This is a genomic window from Arthrobacter sp. fls2-241-R2A-200, from assembly GCF_030209745.1.
Lineage (GTDB): Bacteria > Actinomycetota > Actinomycetes > Actinomycetales > Micrococcaceae > Arthrobacter.
In genome coordinates this window covers 364,893-378,661 of record NZ_JARVRJ010000009.1, presented here as the reverse complement: position 1 = coordinate 378,661, position 13,769 = coordinate 364,893, and the positions used below count along the sequence as shown (strand labels likewise).

Genomic DNA, 13,769 nt, shown 5'->3' with positions numbered 1-13,769 from the left:
GACCATGCAAAACCAAACTCCTGTCCCTGATGCCAAAGCATTTGAGACCCAGACTCTTACCGGCCGCGCCTCGGCCGACGCGGTCGCCGAGGATTCCATCCCCGTGGTGCCCCTGAAGCACCCGGTCCGCCTGGTTCTTGCGGTAGTGCTCATTATGGTGGCTCTCAGCGCAGCCTGGGATGTAGCCGTCAACCAGCGCTATCACTGGGACGTTGTCCTGTCCTATCTGTTCGCGCCACAAATCCTTGCCGGCGCCGGACTGACAATCGTGCTGACGGTGGTGTCCATGAGCGTGGGCATTGCCCTCGGTACGGTGCTGGCCATCATGAGGCTCTCAGCCAACCCGATCCTGAGCACCATCAGCCGCGGCTACATCTGGTTCTTCCGCGGCACACCGCTGCTGGTCCAGCTGATTTTTTGGTACAACATCGCCGCGCTCTACCCCGTGATCGCCTTCGGTCTCCCCTTCGGCGGCCCGTCCATGATCCTGGGATCCGCGAACGTCTTGATCACTCCCTTGGGGGCCGCCCTCCTGGGGCTGAGCCTGAACGAAGCTGCCTACATGGCTGAAATCATCCGTGGTGGCATCGGTTCCGTGGACAAGGGACAGTACGACGCCGCCCGCGCCCTCGGAATGAGCGGAGGCAAGCTCATGAACCGGGTGATCCTGCCCCAAGCCATGCGGGTTGTCTTGCCGCCCACCGGGAACCAAGTCATCTCGATGTTGAAGGGAACCTCACTGGTGAGTGTCCTGGCGATCTCGGACTTGCTGTACTCGGCGCAGATCATCTACGCAAACAACTACCAAACCATTCCGCTGCTCATCGTTGCCAGCCTCTGGTACCTGCTCATGACAACCGTCCTGAGCTTCTTCCAAAACAAACTTGAACGTCGGTACGGCCGTGGCTTCGACTCGGCGCCGCGACGCAGCCGCAAGTCAAAGACAAGGACAGCATAATGACTACCGCCATGGTGGAAGCCCGGGGAGTCCGGAAGAACTTCGGCGTTATCGAAATCCTGAAAGGCATCGACCTGAGGGTGGAAAAGGGTTCGGTGACGTGCCTGATTGGCCCGTCCGGCTCAGGCAAAACCACCTTCCTCCGCTGCATCAACCACCTTGAAAAAGTCGCCGCCGGACGCCTGTACGTCAATGAACACCTGGTCGGCTACGCCGAACGCAACGGCAAGCTGTACGAGATGAAGGAACGCCAGACGGCGCGCTCGCGGCTGAACGCGGGCATGGTATTCCAACGCTTCAACCTCTTCCCGCATATGACGGTCCTGGAGAACATCATTGAGGCTCCGGTCCATGTGCTGGGCCGCCCGCGCAAAGAGGTGGTAGTGGAGGCGCAGGCCTTGCTGGACCGTGTTGGGCTGGGCGACCGCGGGAGCTCCTACCCGCAGGAGCTCTCCGGCGGGCAGCAGCAGCGCATCGCTATTGCCCGGGCACTGGCCATGAAACCCCAGCTGATGCTCTTTGATGAGCCCACTTCTGCCTTGGACCCGGAATTGGTGGGGGAAGTGCTTGACGTCATGAAGGCGCTGGCCGAGGCCGGAATGACCATGGTGGTGGTCACGCACGAACTTGGATTCGCCCGGCAAGTGGCTGATCAGGTGATTTTCATGGATGGCGGAGTGGTGGTGGAAAGCGGTCCGCCGGAGGAAGTCCTGGACAACCCGCAGCAGGAACGCACCAAGGCTTTCCTCTCCAAAGTCCTCTGAAAACTACCCGTAGAACTACTAGAACCCAGTACTAAAACCCGAAAGGCACCGAATGTCCCGTCAGCAAGTCATCACCGACCTCGCGCCCGGCCCCGCAGGCCCCTATTCACAAGCCATCGTGGCCAATGGTTTCCTTTACACCGCCGGGCAGACTCCGCACGATCCCATCACGGACGAGCGCGTGGGCATCACCATCGAAGAGCAAACCATCCAAGCCATGAAGAACCTCGGGGAGGTTCTCCGGGCCCATGGTCTCGACTTTTCCCACGTAGTGAAAGCAACAGTGCATTTGCACCATCCGGGGCGCGACTTCGACGGCTTCAACGCCATCTATGAAAAGTACGTCGTCGCTCCCTATCCGGCGCGCACCACCGTTGGTTCTTTCCTTGGCGACTTCCTGGTGGAGATCGACGTCGTGGCGGCCATCCCGTAGGCCCACGCGGGAAAGTTCCGGCCCCGCCTGATGCGAACAACGCATCGGGCGGGGCTTTTTCATGCGCTGCCTACCGCGTTCAGGCTGCCGGCTGCGCTGAATCGGCCCGCTGCGCTGAATCGGCCGGCTCCGCTTGGTCAGGCGGGCAGCTTACGTCCGGCTGACGACGGCGGTCCAGTTCGTCGTTGATAAGTTGCAGGAGCGCTTGGGCCGGCTCGGACAAGTGATGGGTGTCCGGCGAGCCCAGCTGGTCGCAATGAATCAGGACGTGGCGTATACGTTCAAGTTCGCGCGACGGAACCAGGGGCCAGCGATGAAATAGCTCCCGGACGGCAATGGCGCCCAGTAAAGCATCCGGTTTGTGGGCCGGTTTTTGGTGGCCTGCTGCTCTGCGTCGAGCAACAGTGGCTGCGGACGGAGTGACTCCATGGGCCAGGAGGATGTCCGCTTTAGGGATGCTGGGGGTCATCTGGACCTCCCGAAATAGTGCGAAGAAAGCCGACTGCGTGACTTGAAACCAGCATACAGAATGTGACTTACGTCATGTCAATGATGACGCCGGGGTTACAACTCGGAATCAGGCCTATCAATCATAAGTATCCTTATGATATTTTCTGAGGAGTCGAGACTATTATTCCGGTCCCGGCCTTTCAGGATTTCGAGCCGTTGCCCACTGAGGAGAACCATGACATCCACTAATAGCCCCGTTCGAAGCCGCACCACCATCCAACGTGCAGCCCAAATCGTGGGTGCCGTATTCCTGCTCGTCGGTGTCTTGGGCTTCATTCCCGGCATCACCGCCGATTTCGGATCCATGTCCTTTGCCGGACATGATTCGGGGGCGATGCTTCTGGGAATCTTCCAAGTGTCCATTCTGCACAACATCGTGCACCTCCTCTTCGGCATTGCTGGACTGATGATGGCAGGTACACCCGGACAGTCCCGGAACTTCCTTGTGGGAGGCGGGGTCATCTACTTGGTTCTGTGGATCTACGGCCTGTTGATCAATCATGATTCCGCCGCCAACTTTGTTCCCGTGAACTCTGCGGACAATTGGTTGCACTTCCTGCTGGGTGTGGGAATGCTGGCCCTCGGGCTCATCCTTAGCCGCCGCACTACCGCTGACCGGACGGGGACCACTACCGCCCGTTGAGCCGCAGGCACGCGCCCGGTAACCCCGGGCGCGTGCCTAGCGCCTGCCACTTCACTTTCCTTTACCCGCGTTCGAGCCCTGCATTCACAGCGGCGTGACTTAGTATCGTTTTGCTAGTGAAACAAGCTTTACGCTTATCGAAGGAACCACGGATGGACTCGGACGGTCACGCTAAGGGCTATTGGTACGGTAAGGATCCAGGGCAAAGAGCCATTGCCGTTGACGTCCTCAATGCCCTCAGGGATTACCGCGTCTCCGAGCAAGCAATGCGCCGAAGGACCCGATCGTCCATGGGAATGGGCGAGAAGGACCTCTTGGCCCTGCGGTACCTCTTCGAAGCCGAAGCCGCCGGCAAAGTCATGAAGCCGAAGGATCTGGGCGACCGGCTTGGCATAACGTCCGCCTCCATGACCACTTTGATAGACCGTTTGGTGGAATCCGGCCATGTTCGGCGCGAACCCCACCCCACTGACCGCCGTGCGCTGATCCTGCGGGCCACGCCGGACTCGGACCAGGAAGTGCGGCACACCCTTGGGGGGATGCACCGGCGCATGTTGGACGCCGCCTGTGCGTTGAGCCCGGATGAGTCCCGTGTGGTGGTGGATTTCCTGCAGCACATGCGCGAGGCATTGGACACCATCGATGAGGAACCTACCCCGTCATGAGGCTTGGCTCCACTGCAGGATGAAAATCAGCGTCACCAGGAATCCTGAACCGTAGTTGAGCCAGATGAACCGGCGCCACGCCGCATTGGTTCCTCCCGCCGTCGTATCCGTGACGTTCCACCAAGGCGCGCAATTGACGATGTAGGGGACGGCGATGATCGCCCCGAGGGGTCCAGGCCATGGTGTCGCCAGCATGGCGAGTCCGGCGATAAGCCAAAGCACGACGGCGAGCCTCACTGTCCGGCGGGCGCCGATCACGGTTGCGATGGAACCTATCCCGGCCTGCCGGTCGGGTTCGATGTCTTGAACCGCGCCGAAAGCGTGCGCAGCCATGCCCCACAGGAAGAACCCAACCAGCAGGGCGAGGAGCCCGGGAGTGACCACCGCGCCGGCCAACGCCAGGCCGACGACGGCGGGACTGACAAAGTGCGTACTGGACGTCAGCGAGTCCAAGACCGGGCGTTCCTTGAAGCGGAGTCCGGCCACCGAGTACGCCACAACGGCGAACGCACTGACGGCCAGGCTCATCCAGGCGGCGGGACCTCCCGCAAGGGCCAGCACCACGAGGAACGGAACATTGGTGGCGGCGGCGAGCCAGAGCATGGGTCGGTGCAACCGCGGTGGCAGAAGAGCCCCCTCAATGCCGCCCTTGCGCGGATTCTTGAGGTCCGATTCATAGTCAAAGACGTCATTGATCCCGTACATCGCCAGGTTGTACGGGATGAGGAAGTAGAAAGTGCCCAGGACCAGCACCCAGGTGACCTCGCGAGTGGTCAGTAGCATCGCAGCGGCGAAGGGATAGGCGGTGTTGATCCAGCTGACCGGCCGGGACGCCAGCAGTGCTTGGGAGAGGAGATATTTGCGGCTTTGCCGGTGTTCCCTGTCCCGTTCGCGCGTCAGCCACATCCACAGCCCGGGGAGCGCCACGACGCCCGCCAACGGGTACGAGAAGTCCTCGATCGGCGCGAGGCCCACCTTGACGCCGAGAATGTGCGAGGCGTCGTAGTGGAACAATCCCATCGCGATCATGGCCGAATCGAACACGGCCGTCAGCACCGCCAAGGCCGCGAACGCGAGGCCAACAGCTCGCCAGTGCTGCCGCCCTTCGCCCTTGGCTCTGCCCAGGCGGGCAAAGATCACGCCGGCAATGATGGCCGCCGAGATGAAGGCCAGTGCGAGCCGGAGGTACGTCATGCGTTCTCCCTGGCTTCGGCATTGTCCTTGACCCGTGATCGGGATCCGGAACTGTCAGCACTGCGGGTGGGCGCCCGGTCCAGCAGCTTCCGGGTGCCGGTGTAAATAACCATGCTGCACAGCACCAGGAAGAGCAGGAACACCGGTTCTTCGATGGGCAGCTCCGGTGCGAGCAGAAGACCCGTGGCCACGGTGCCTTCCCCACGCAGGAAGATGCCCAACCCGATTCCGGAAGCGTCCCAAGCGAGCAGGAACAGGACCCCGGCGGTGGTCACCACCGCCGCTGCTTTCGGACTGTGCCAGAAAAACAGGCGGAAGCGATGATCCAGCAGCAGCATGCACATGATGCCCAGTAGTAAAGAGACGAGGTAGAGGGATCCCATCAACTGATCCTGCTAGCTATGCGCCGTGCAGTGGTAGGGCCTGCGCTGTGATCCCCGCGTATGCGTTTCAGGACCAGTTCCGCGCTGATGAGGCACATCGGCACCCCTACGCCGGGCGCCGTTGTGGCGCCCGCGTAGTAAAGGCCGCGCACCCGTCTGGAGGCATTCTGCGCCCTGAACATGGCGCTTTGCCGCAACGTATGGGCAGGGCCCAGCATGCCGCCGTGCCAGGAATTGAAGTCCCGGGCGAAGTCTGCGGGGCCCACGGTGTGCCGGGTTACGATGCGCTCGCGGAGGTCCGGGATGCTGGCCCAAGCGGCAATCTGGTCGATGGCGGCGTCGGCGGTCTGCTCTATCAATGCATCACCCGTTCCATCGGGACCACCGGAACCGAGGGCAGGGTCCGCTGGTATGGGGACCAGGACGAAGAGGTTCTCGTGGCCTGCCGGGGCAACTCCGGGGTCCGTCGCGCTCGGTTTGCAGACATAGATGGACGCGGGATCGGGAATGCGGGTGTGCGCGCCGAAGATCGAGGCAAAGTTGGCTTCCCAATCGCGGGTGAAAAACAAGGAGTGATGCGGCAGTTCAGGAAGGTTCCCCTTGACGCCCAACATGACCAAGACGGCGCCGGGGCCGCTGGTGCGCCGTTCCCACCATGAACTGTTGTAGCTCCGATCCTGCACCCCCAGCAATTGGGTTTCGGTGTGGTGCAGGTCCGCTCCGGAGACCACGAGGTCGGCAACGCTGTAATGCTCGGCTCCGTTGTGGTCGCGCCAATTCACCCCGGTAACTTCCCGGCTGTCCCTAGCAGGAAGGCCGGCCGGTAGCTTCAGGCCATCAAGCCGGCCAAGCTTCTTGGTCCTGGTTGCCTCGCGGGTGGTGATCTTGAGTGCTTCCGCGCCTGTATGGATCCTGACGCCCGCCTCTACTGCCAGCGCTTCGAGTCGTCCCACGAGCGCCCAGAATCCACCCATTGGATACTGGACACCATCACCCAAGTCCAGCGCACTCATCAGGTGGTACATCGCGGGCGCGGCCGACGGGCTGGTGCCCAGGAACACCGCGGGGTACCCGAGGACCTGCCGCAGGACGGGATGCCGGAAACGCTCCGCGACAAATCTGTCCAAGGGTGTGGCGAGAAGCTGTGCGAGCTTGGGCAGGTTGCGTACCACCTCAGGATGCAGCAGTTCCCGAAGCTTGGTGAACGGGTTGTAGAGGAAGAAGCGCTCAGCCATGTCGGTCGTGTGCCGCGCGGACGCAAGATACCGGCCCAGCACCTTGGCGCTGCCGGGCTCAACCCTTTCAAACGTCTCCAAAACCCGTGCGCTCCCCAAGGGAACGGTCAACGGGTCCGGCCTGGCGCCGTCGTCGAGCGGCTCGCTGAAGACCCGATAAGCGGGATCGAGCGTGCGCAGATCCAACTGCTCAGCGGTGCTGGTGCCGAGGAGCTCGAAAAAATGGTCGAACACTCCGGGCATCAGGTACCAGGACGGGCCGGTGTCCCAGCGAAAACCATCCCGCTCCAAGCTGCCGGCACGGCCACCAACGTGATCGCGCTGCTCAAGGAGCTGTACCTCGTGTCCTTCGTGGGCGAGGAGGGCGGCGGTGGCAAGCCCAGCGATGCCACCACCGATCACTACGGTCCGGGTCATCGGTGCAGCTCCATCCACGTCGAGGCAATTGCGCGTGCGGTGAGCCCTGCTTTGACGGCATCCGGAACCCGGACCCGCGAGCGGTACAGCTCGTCAACGCTGGTCTGCTCAATCCTGTCTGTCAGCGCCGAGAACAGGGCAAGCGCGCTCCGAACGGCGGCCCGGGCATCATGGGGCAAGAGCGGAATAACGACGGCGGCATCGGCGAGTTGCGCACGAATGGTACCCACCCACTTCACGCGGTCCTTGTCCTCAAGGTGGTCAGCGGTGCCAAGGTAGCTCCGTCCCAGCCGGGCGGTGTCGTCCGCCAAATCGCGGAGGAAATTGATGTTTTGGAAGGCTGCGCCCAGCTGGCTCGCACCGTGCCGCAGCGCGGCCGACACGTCGTCGTCGATGTCCTGGCCCCGCATGAAGACCCGGAGGCACATCAACCCCACCACCTCGGCGGAACCGTGCACGTAGCCGCGGTGCGCATCGGCATCGAAACGCAGGGAGGTAGCCGGGACGGGGTCGCGCTCGCCGAGGTCGGTGCGCATGGAGTCGAAGAAGGGGTCGATGAGGGAACGGTCGATGCCGGCTGCGCGCGCAGTCTGGGCGAACGCGTGGATGATGAGGTCACTGCTGTAGCCGATCTTCACTGCGCGGTGGGTCTCATCGATAAAATGGGCCAGGGCGTCGCATTGCTCTTGGTAGTCCAGGCCGGCTTCAGCGGTGACGCCGTCCACCAATTCATCCGCGACCCGCACCAAGGCGTAGATGTTGCGGACGTGCTGGCGGTGGCGTGGCCCCAGCAACTTGCAGGCCAAACCAAACGAGGTGGAATACTCCGAGATCACCTGGTTCGCGGCGCGTTCAGCGGTGCGGGTGAACTGCGTGAACGAACTGTTGGTGGCCACGCTCATGACTGCCGTCCTTCCAACTGTGCGGCGAGCTCCAGGAGGACATTGCGCGCAGCAGGGGGGATGGGCGAGGCAAAGCTGGTGAGCAGGTGCGTGAAGGCCATCATCTGTTCATCGATGAGCGCCTGGACGAACTGTTGCGCTCCGCAATCCGCCAGCTTCCTCCGTACGTGCTCCGCCTCCGTGGCGTGCAGCTCGGGGCGGCCAAAGAAGGGTTCGATGTCCTGCCAGGCGTTGGTCATCCGGGCGTGCGCGATGATGGCTGTCTGCTTTCCTTCCCGAAGGTCCGAGAAAGGATCCTTCCCGTGCTGCCCCGGGTCCCCGAAAGTGGACAGAAGGTCGTCCTGGAGTTGGAAGGCGAGGCCCAAGTGCCTCCCGGCACGTGCCAGCGAATTCTCGACGGCGGCGCTGGCGCCTGCCAGGGCGGCGGCGGCACGTAACGGCAATTCGAACGTGTAGGTGGCGGTTTTGTAGCCGCACATCATCAGGATGGTCCCAAGCTCAGGTGCCACTATGCCATCGCCCAGTCCCACGTCCAGTTGTTCACCGGCCACCGTCTCGTCGATGGTGTGCTCCAAGAGGTCAAGGAGCCGCAACCGGAGCTCATGCGGGAGTTCTGCCCGCGCGAAGGTTTGGTGCGTTCCGGAGAGCAGCAGGTCGCCCATCAGGATTCCGCCGGTTTGAGCCCAATGCAGCGCGCCGTCGGGACGTGGCAGTTCACCGGCTTCCTCCAGGAGGGAACCGATCAAGTTCGGGTGACCGCGGCGGACCAAATCGCCGTCGATCACGTCATCATGCAGCAAGAACGCATAGTGAAGGAGTTCAATCGCCCCCGCAATGGTGATGGCGGTTTCGCGTCGGGCCACGAACCCGGGCTGCGCGGCTCCCTGTTGGAGTGCGTCGTAAGTTTCCATCAACAGCAGGGGCCGGACGAACTTACCCCCAAGGACATTCTTGCCGGCGAGGGTCCACAGCCGGGCAAAGTCCGGGCCATAGGCCGCGGCGGCGCCTGCTTTCCTGTCGATTTGCGTGGTGAGTTCACTTTCGACGGCGGTGCAGAGCTCCGTGCGGGTGCGGAGCGCGCCGGAGGTGATGGTCATGCCGGGGGCCCGGGTTGGAAGGCCCCGGCTTCGAGCAGCAGGGGGAACTGCATGCTCAGCCATGGACTGAAAGCGCGGGAGGTGTGCTCGAGAGCGTCCTCTAGCAGGGCCGGAGTCACCCACGCCCAGTCGGCGACCTCAGCGGGGTTCGGTGCGATGCTTCCTGCCACGTGCGCCACGTAGACAGGGCAGATTTCGTTCTCGACGATTCCTGTGGGGTCAACCGCTCGGTATCGGAAGTGCGGCAGGACGAGCTGGATCCTCGTGGCGTCCACCCCGAGTTCGAACTGTGCCCGGCGCATCAGGGCCTCCTCCGACTCCTCGCCGGGCGCGGGGTGGCCGCAGAAACTGTTGGTCCACACGCCCGGCCATGTCCTTTTCTCCGGAGAGCGGCGGGTCAGCAGGATTTCCCCCGACTCGTTCAGCAAATAGCAGGAGAAGGCGAGGTGAAGCGGGGTTTGCCGTGTGTGGACTGAGGCTTTAGGGCTTTCTCCGATCGGCGCTCCTTGATCATCAAGGAGGACAACCATCTCTGTCGCGTTCACTCTGAGCCTTCCTCGGTTCTGCCGAACGGGCGCCCGCTCATGGATATAGCTAGACAGGCTAGAAGAAAGATTACCATGTAAGCAGCTAGGTGTAACATGCTTTTTATGCCTACACCTGAGGAGATCGCCCTGCCGGTGTCCTCAGGTGACCTCATCTCCGCGCTCGGTCGACTCCAGGCAGCCGAACAGCGGCTGGCGGACGCTTTGCTGCGGTACATGAGGCTTAACAAATCCGACATGCGGGCCCTGAATTACTTGATTGAATGTGGCAACCAGGGGCTCGTGGCCACCCCCGGGGCGATCGCTGCGCACCTGCATATCTCCACCGCGTCAACCACCAAGCTGCTGGACAGGCTCCAGCGTGCTGGCCACATCACGCGGCAAGCCCACCCCTCGGACCGCCGGGCCCTGGCCATCGCCATCACACCTGAGACCCACCAAGCGGCGCTACGGACAGTCAGTTCGCAACAGGCCCGGCGGTGCAGGGTGGCAGCCCGGCTCACTCCTGCCGAGAGGCAGACGGTGATGCGCTTCCTTGACGACATGGCGAGCGAGGTTGAAGCCAGCGAATCAGAACCGGGTGGGGGTGAAACGTGAGCGATTTGGGAGTACACATGATGGAGGGGACCGGAAAGGCAAAACATCATGCGGTTGATCCAGGTATCCCAGCACGCCGAGGACCTCGGGCGGGCTGCAGCGTTCTATTCGGAGTTGCTGGGAGTCCGGCCTGCGGCGGTCTTCGACCCGCCCGGCCTGCTGTTTTTTGACCTGGAGGGCGTGCGGCTCCTCTTGGAGAGGGGTGCAACGCGGTCACTCCTCTACCTCGAAGTTCCGGACGTAAGGCAGTTGGTGGAGCAGCTCAGGTCCAGGGGAGTGGACGTAGTGGACCCTCCGCGCTTGATCTTCAGCCACGTGGACGGGGTGCTGGGGCGTGCCGGAACTGATGAATGGATGGCCTTTATCCGGGATAGCGAGGGCAACACCGTTGGCCTGGTGAGTCAACTGGCTGCGGAGCCGGACGCAGGTAACGCCTAGGGCGCTAGCGCCTCAGATGCACGAGTAGTCATAGTCGAGGCCGCTGGAGACGTACTGGGTGAGGGTGACTTTGCCCCCTCCCGTGAGCGGCGCGGCTGAACACATACGCTTCGCCGATGTCAGTGAACTTGCTCCGGCGAGCCAGCTCCTGGCTGTGTACAGGGGGCTCGAGGTCGGCGTAGAGCCCGCTATCTGGGACCACTGGCTGCTCGTGGAGTAGATTCCGGTCGTTGCGCCGATGCTCGAGAAATAGGCCGCCATCCCTTCAAGGTCCGCGCGGTTGGCAGCCTTGTCGGCGGACCAGCTATTTCCGGTTTCGACGTCGAGCCACCAGATGAAGGAGGCGGGACTGCTCACCCCTCGGATGTTTGCATCATCGTAGGCCTTGGCATACCCGTACATGTAGGAACAGGCCGCTCCAAAGGACCCGCTCGTGCATTGCCCATAGGGGTTGGCCACAGTCGTTCCGCCGTAAGTATTGCTTGTGGGCCACCAGGAGCCTGCCGACCCCGGGTTGGCAGTGTTCACGTAAAGCGCGACCTTGGGCTGCCCGGTAGCGCCTGTGGAGGAACCGGCCCAGGACAGCTCGGTTGCGAGGCAGGGATTGGTCGTATTGGCGGTGCCGTTGTTGACGCCAACAATTCCAAAGCTCTGACCCTTGGGCAGGGCTTTGCCACACTGCGGCCACGAGACGTCATTTCCAGGGGCAGGTGCTGTTGCGGCTTCCGCAGGAAGGCCGACGACCATCAACAGCAATGCCGCAAAGGCGGCCAATGGATAGCGATGTCGGATCAGAATTGACGTCGCGCGGGTGATGTTCATGGTCGACCCCATTTCAGCGCAAAGCAATCAGGAACCCAGCATGAGCGCCGCCTGGTGTAGAGGTCAAGGTATCTTGCTGATCCAAAACGGGCGGGCGCCCTCCCAGAGAAGGGCTGGGAGGGCACCCGCATTCTGTGGTGGCGGTCAGCCGCCGTAGTTCGCGACCGTTTCCGGCCCCTGGTGCGTGGGCGTGACAGCGCCACCGGTGTCGTTGACGACGTGATCGATCGTGCCGGCGCCGTTGAGGGACACCGTGCTCAGATCGTGCAGTTTCACGCCCGCGGTCAGCGGCACTTCGAACGAGTGGCTTGCATGCAGGCTCGGATCGACGTTCGTGAAAATGTAGCTGCCGCCGCCCCACAGTTCGTGCGTTGTGACGGTGTCCGCCACCTTGTACGCGGCGTATCCGAGCGTGCCATCGTGCTGCCACGCGGCCTGGTTGGGAGCGTCATACGGCAGCTCGTTTTGGAAGAAAACCGTCTTGCCCCGCTCTCCGTTCCAGATCACGTTGTCCTTTTGGAAGTGTTCCACGAAGAGGCCGGTGGCAGTGACATCGTCACCGTTCACAACGAGGCCGGTGTCGGAAGTGTTTTCGGTCCAACCAACACCGCCGACACCGTGGTCGGCACGCCAGAGCCACAGGTCATCCAACAGCACGTGATCGCTATCGACCTGCACCCCTACCGTCGCCTTCCCAGCGTGCGGACCGCCGACGCGGAGGAACACGTCCTGCAAGGAGATGGGATCCTCGGCGCTCGAACCGCCCGCCCCGCGCTGATGCTTGGTACCCACCTGGACCAGTACCGGCGAGTTAACCGGACCGGCGTCGACCGTGACACCGGCCACATCCACTCCGGGGACGTCGTCGATGACGAGGGGCGTGGAACCGTTCTCCGCCGTCAGGGTCGCAAGGCCGAGGCCGAGGACCACCGTGCCTGCCCGCTTGATGCGGATCGACGTGTCGATGGAGTAGACGCCCGGCGTCAGGAGCAGGTTCTTGCCGCCGGCGAGAGCGGCGTTGATCCGGCTGATGGAGTCACCGGGCTTGGCGACGAAGAAGTCCGAAAGGGTGATGCTGCGGCCGGAGGAGCCGCCCGCCGTCCAGTCGGCACCGGAAGAGTCGGTCTTGACGGAAGGTTCGACCACCGAGAGGCCGTTGTCTCCCTGCACCAGGTACGGCTTCTCGCGCGCCGCAGGAGTTGTGGCGAGCGTGGTGTACGGAAGCTTCGGGAAGGATTGGGCCGGGGCGCCCTGGACTCCGGAGAAGACTTGGTTCCATACGCCGTTTGACCAACTCTTGATGCTGCTGTCGCGAGTGTAGAACTGCTGCTGACTGCCGTTCACAATCGCCGAGTCCGTCTTGGAATCTGCGAGGAATCCTCCGCTTGCGTAGGACGGGCCGCTGCAATAGTCCATGAAGGACAACTGCTGGCCCGTCACGTGCACCCGGCGCATCGGTGCAGCCTGGGAAACTGCCCAGAACTCAGCCGAACTGTGGCAACCGCTGCCTCCGACGGCGTTGATGTGCAGGTTCGAGACTGAGCGCCAGAAGTTGTCCAAGGCGATGCAGTTGCTCGTACCGTTGGTGCACCTGTTGTAGACGTCAACATGACCATTGATGGTGACGTCGTCCGGGGATGCGCCGAGGCCCGCGACCTCGGTGTAGTAGCCCACCTGGAACACCAGCGGGTGGGCGACTGAACCGTAGGTTCCCGGTGCGAAGAGCAGCGCATAGCGGCCTGTGCCCATTTCGCTATCGACCTGCTGCTTGGCGATCTCGTCCACCTTGGCCTGGATCGTGGCTTGGGGCATGTCTGGCGTGAAGACAATGACGTTTGGGCCGAGCTCTGGGGGCTGGGGCGTCGGCCCGGCAACAGCACCAGGTGCTGAAGCGAAGACTCCGAGTGCAGCCACCAACACTGTGGCGGCTAATGACGTACGACGCCGCCGTAACTTGGTGGGAACGGACCGTGTTAATGATGACAAGGACAACAGTGACCTGCTTCCGTGGAGACCGGCAGGGTGTGAGTGCAGGGGAGCCGTTCTGGCTCACGGGACAGCACCTCTGACCTTCGGGGGTTGAACGTGATTAACGTAACAGTCCGGTTACGAAACGGGCTCGAACTGGAGAGGTGTTTTTCCATACGCTTTAGTATCGGCATCCCT

The 13,769-nt window shown here is 62.6% G+C and carries 16 protein-coding genes; 7 read left to right on the top strand and 9 right to left on the bottom strand.

Going from position 1 to position 13,769, the window contains the following annotated elements; all coding sequences use genetic code 11:
- Positions 1-4: 4 nt before the first annotated feature.
- The 3 genes from QRN42_RS11810 to QRN42_RS11800 are packed head-to-tail and all read left to right on the top strand — an operon-like array spanning position 5 to position 2,155.
- Positions 5-958 carry an amino acid ABC transporter permease gene (locus QRN42_RS11810; RefSeq protein WP_284979344.1) on the top strand — a complete coding sequence of 318 codons (954 nt, stop codon included), beginning with the start codon at positions 5-7 and terminating at the stop codon, positions 956-958.
- Positions 958-1,722 (top strand): amino acid ABC transporter ATP-binding protein, encoded by a 765-nt coding sequence (locus tag QRN42_RS11805; protein ID WP_284979343.1) that lies wholly within the window; start codon positions 958-960, stop codon positions 1,720-1,722. Before QRN42_RS11810 ends, QRN42_RS11805 begins: the two co-directional genes overlap by 1 nt.
- A gap of 52 nt (positions 1,723-1,774) precedes the next feature.
- A complete protein-coding gene (locus QRN42_RS11800) occupies positions 1,775-2,155 on the top strand; it encodes a RidA family protein (protein WP_284979342.1) in 381 nt (126 codons plus the stop codon).
- A gap of 79 nt (positions 2,156-2,234) precedes the next feature.
- Here QRN42_RS11800 and QRN42_RS11795 read toward each other — a convergent pair whose 3' ends face one another.
- Positions 2,235-2,624, bottom strand: coding sequence for a hypothetical protein (locus QRN42_RS11795; RefSeq protein WP_284979341.1), 390 nt, complete (start codon positions 2,622-2,624; stop codon positions 2,235-2,237).
- A gap of 216 nt (positions 2,625-2,840) precedes the next feature.
- Between QRN42_RS11795 and QRN42_RS11790 the strand changes: the two genes are divergently transcribed.
- Positions 2,841-3,308: a DUF4383 domain-containing protein gene (locus tag QRN42_RS11790; protein WP_284979340.1), complete on the top strand. Its 468-nt coding sequence runs from the start codon at positions 2,841-2,843 to the stop codon at positions 3,306-3,308.
- Positions 3,309-3,460: 152 nt separating this feature from the next.
- Entirely contained in the window at positions 3,461-3,973 is a 513-nt protein-coding gene (locus QRN42_RS11785; RefSeq protein WP_284975881.1) for a MarR family winged helix-turn-helix transcriptional regulator, read from the top strand.
- On the opposite strand, the gene QRN42_RS11780 is transcribed toward QRN42_RS11785, so the two are convergent.
- The 6 genes from QRN42_RS11780 to idi are packed head-to-tail and all read right to left on the bottom strand — an operon-like array spanning position 3,968 to position 9,746.
- The gene (locus QRN42_RS11780) at positions 3,968-5,167 is read right to left on the bottom strand and encodes a prenyltransferase (protein ID WP_284979339.1); all 1,200 of its coding nucleotides are present in this window, start codon (positions 5,165-5,167) and stop codon (positions 3,968-3,970) included. The two genes, QRN42_RS11785 and QRN42_RS11780, sit on opposite strands and share 6 nt — an antisense overlap.
- On the bottom strand, positions 5,164-5,550 hold the full coding sequence (locus tag QRN42_RS11775) for a lycopene cyclase domain-containing protein (protein ID WP_284979338.1): 387 nt from the start codon (positions 5,548-5,550) through the stop codon (positions 5,164-5,166). The genes QRN42_RS11780 and QRN42_RS11775 overlap by 4 nt, the downstream gene beginning before the upstream one ends.
- Positions 5,550-7,202, bottom strand: coding sequence for a phytoene desaturase family protein (gene crtI, locus QRN42_RS11770; RefSeq protein WP_284979337.1), 1,653 nt, complete (start codon positions 7,200-7,202; stop codon positions 5,550-5,552). Before crtI ends, QRN42_RS11775 begins: the two co-directional genes overlap by 1 nt.
- On the bottom strand, positions 7,199-8,104 hold the full coding sequence (locus QRN42_RS11765) for a phytoene/squalene synthase family protein (RefSeq protein WP_284979336.1): 906 nt from the start codon (positions 8,102-8,104) through the stop codon (positions 7,199-7,201). The genes crtI and QRN42_RS11765 overlap by 4 nt, the downstream gene beginning before the upstream one ends.
- Positions 8,101-9,201: a polyprenyl synthetase family protein gene (locus tag QRN42_RS11760; RefSeq protein WP_284979335.1), complete on the bottom strand. Its 1,101-nt coding sequence runs from the start codon at positions 9,199-9,201 to the stop codon at positions 8,101-8,103. The genes QRN42_RS11765 and QRN42_RS11760 overlap by 4 nt, the downstream gene beginning before the upstream one ends.
- Positions 9,198-9,746: an isopentenyl-diphosphate Delta-isomerase gene (gene idi / locus QRN42_RS11755; protein WP_284979333.1), complete on the bottom strand. Its 549-nt coding sequence runs from the start codon at positions 9,744-9,746 to the stop codon at positions 9,198-9,200. The genes QRN42_RS11760 and idi overlap by 4 nt, the downstream gene beginning before the upstream one ends.
- Positions 9,747-9,851: 105 nt before the next feature.
- Between idi and QRN42_RS11750 the strand changes: the two genes are divergently transcribed.
- Together QRN42_RS11750 and QRN42_RS11745 are read left to right on the top strand one after the other, a co-directional pair.
- Complete coding sequence (locus QRN42_RS11750) at positions 9,852-10,343, top strand: MarR family winged helix-turn-helix transcriptional regulator (protein WP_284979332.1); 492 nt, start codon at positions 9,852-9,854, stop codon at positions 10,341-10,343.
- A 48-nt stretch (positions 10,344-10,391) separates the two neighbouring features.
- The gene (locus QRN42_RS11745; RefSeq protein WP_284979331.1) at positions 10,392-10,781 is read left to right on the top strand and encodes a VOC family protein; all 390 of its coding nucleotides are present in this window, start codon (positions 10,392-10,394) and stop codon (positions 10,779-10,781) included.
- A gap of 12 nt (positions 10,782-10,793) precedes the next feature.
- Here QRN42_RS11745 and QRN42_RS11740 read toward each other — a convergent pair whose 3' ends face one another.
- Positions 10,794-11,603 carry a glycoside hydrolase family 25 domain-containing protein gene (locus tag QRN42_RS11740; protein ID WP_284979330.1) on the bottom strand — a complete coding sequence of 270 codons (810 nt, stop codon included), beginning with the start codon at positions 11,601-11,603 and terminating at the stop codon, positions 10,794-10,796.
- 144 nt (positions 11,604-11,747) lie between these two features.
- Complete coding sequence (locus QRN42_RS11735) at positions 11,748-13,517, bottom strand: pectate lyase-like domain-containing protein (RefSeq protein WP_284979329.1); 1,770 nt, start codon at positions 13,515-13,517, stop codon at positions 11,748-11,750.
- Positions 13,518-13,769 lie beyond the last annotated feature (252 nt).

Excerpts from the sequence above, each read along its gene's own strand:
- QRN42_RS11810 (WP_284979344.1), top strand. The coding sequence starts at position 5 with ATGCAAAACCAAACTCCTGTCCCTGATGCCAAAGCATTTGAGACCCAG.
- QRN42_RS11805 (WP_284979343.1), top strand. The coding sequence starts at position 958 with ATGACTACCGCCATGGTGGAAGCCCGGGGAGTCCGGAAGAACTTCGGC.
- QRN42_RS11800 (WP_284979342.1), top strand. The coding sequence starts at position 1,775 with ATGTCCCGTCAGCAAGTCATCACCGACCTCGCGCCCGGCCCCGCAGGC.
- QRN42_RS11795 (WP_284979341.1), bottom strand. The coding sequence starts at position 2,624 with ATGACCCCCAGCATCCCTAAAGCGGACATCCTCCTGGCCCATGGAGTC.
- QRN42_RS11790 (WP_284979340.1), top strand. The coding sequence starts at position 2,841 with ATGACATCCACTAATAGCCCCGTTCGAAGCCGCACCACCATCCAACGT.
- QRN42_RS11785 (WP_284975881.1), top strand. The coding sequence starts at position 3,461 with ATGGACTCGGACGGTCACGCTAAGGGCTATTGGTACGGTAAGGATCCA.
- QRN42_RS11780 (WP_284979339.1), bottom strand. The coding sequence starts at position 5,167 with ATGACGTACCTCCGGCTCGCACTGGCCTTCATCTCGGCGGCCATCATT.
- QRN42_RS11775 (WP_284979338.1), bottom strand. The coding sequence starts at position 5,550 with ATGGGATCCCTCTACCTCGTCTCTTTACTACTGGGCATCATGTGCATG.
- crtI (WP_284979337.1), bottom strand. The coding sequence starts at position 7,202 with ATGACCCGGACCGTAGTGATCGGTGGTGGCATCGCTGGGCTTGCCACC.
- QRN42_RS11765 (WP_284979336.1), bottom strand. The coding sequence starts at position 8,104 with ATGAGCGTGGCCACCAACAGTTCGTTCACGCAGTTCACCCGCACCGCT.
- QRN42_RS11760 (WP_284979335.1), bottom strand. The coding sequence starts at position 9,201 with ATGACCATCACCTCCGGCGCGCTCCGCACCCGCACGGAGCTCTGCACC.
- QRN42_RS11750 (WP_284979332.1), top strand. The coding sequence starts at position 9,852 with ATGCCTACACCTGAGGAGATCGCCCTGCCGGTGTCCTCAGGTGACCTC.
- QRN42_RS11745 (WP_284979331.1), top strand. The coding sequence starts at position 10,392 with ATGCGGTTGATCCAGGTATCCCAGCACGCCGAGGACCTCGGGCGGGCT.
- QRN42_RS11740 (WP_284979330.1), bottom strand. The coding sequence starts at position 11,603 with ATGAACATCACCCGCGCGACGTCAATTCTGATCCGACATCGCTATCCA.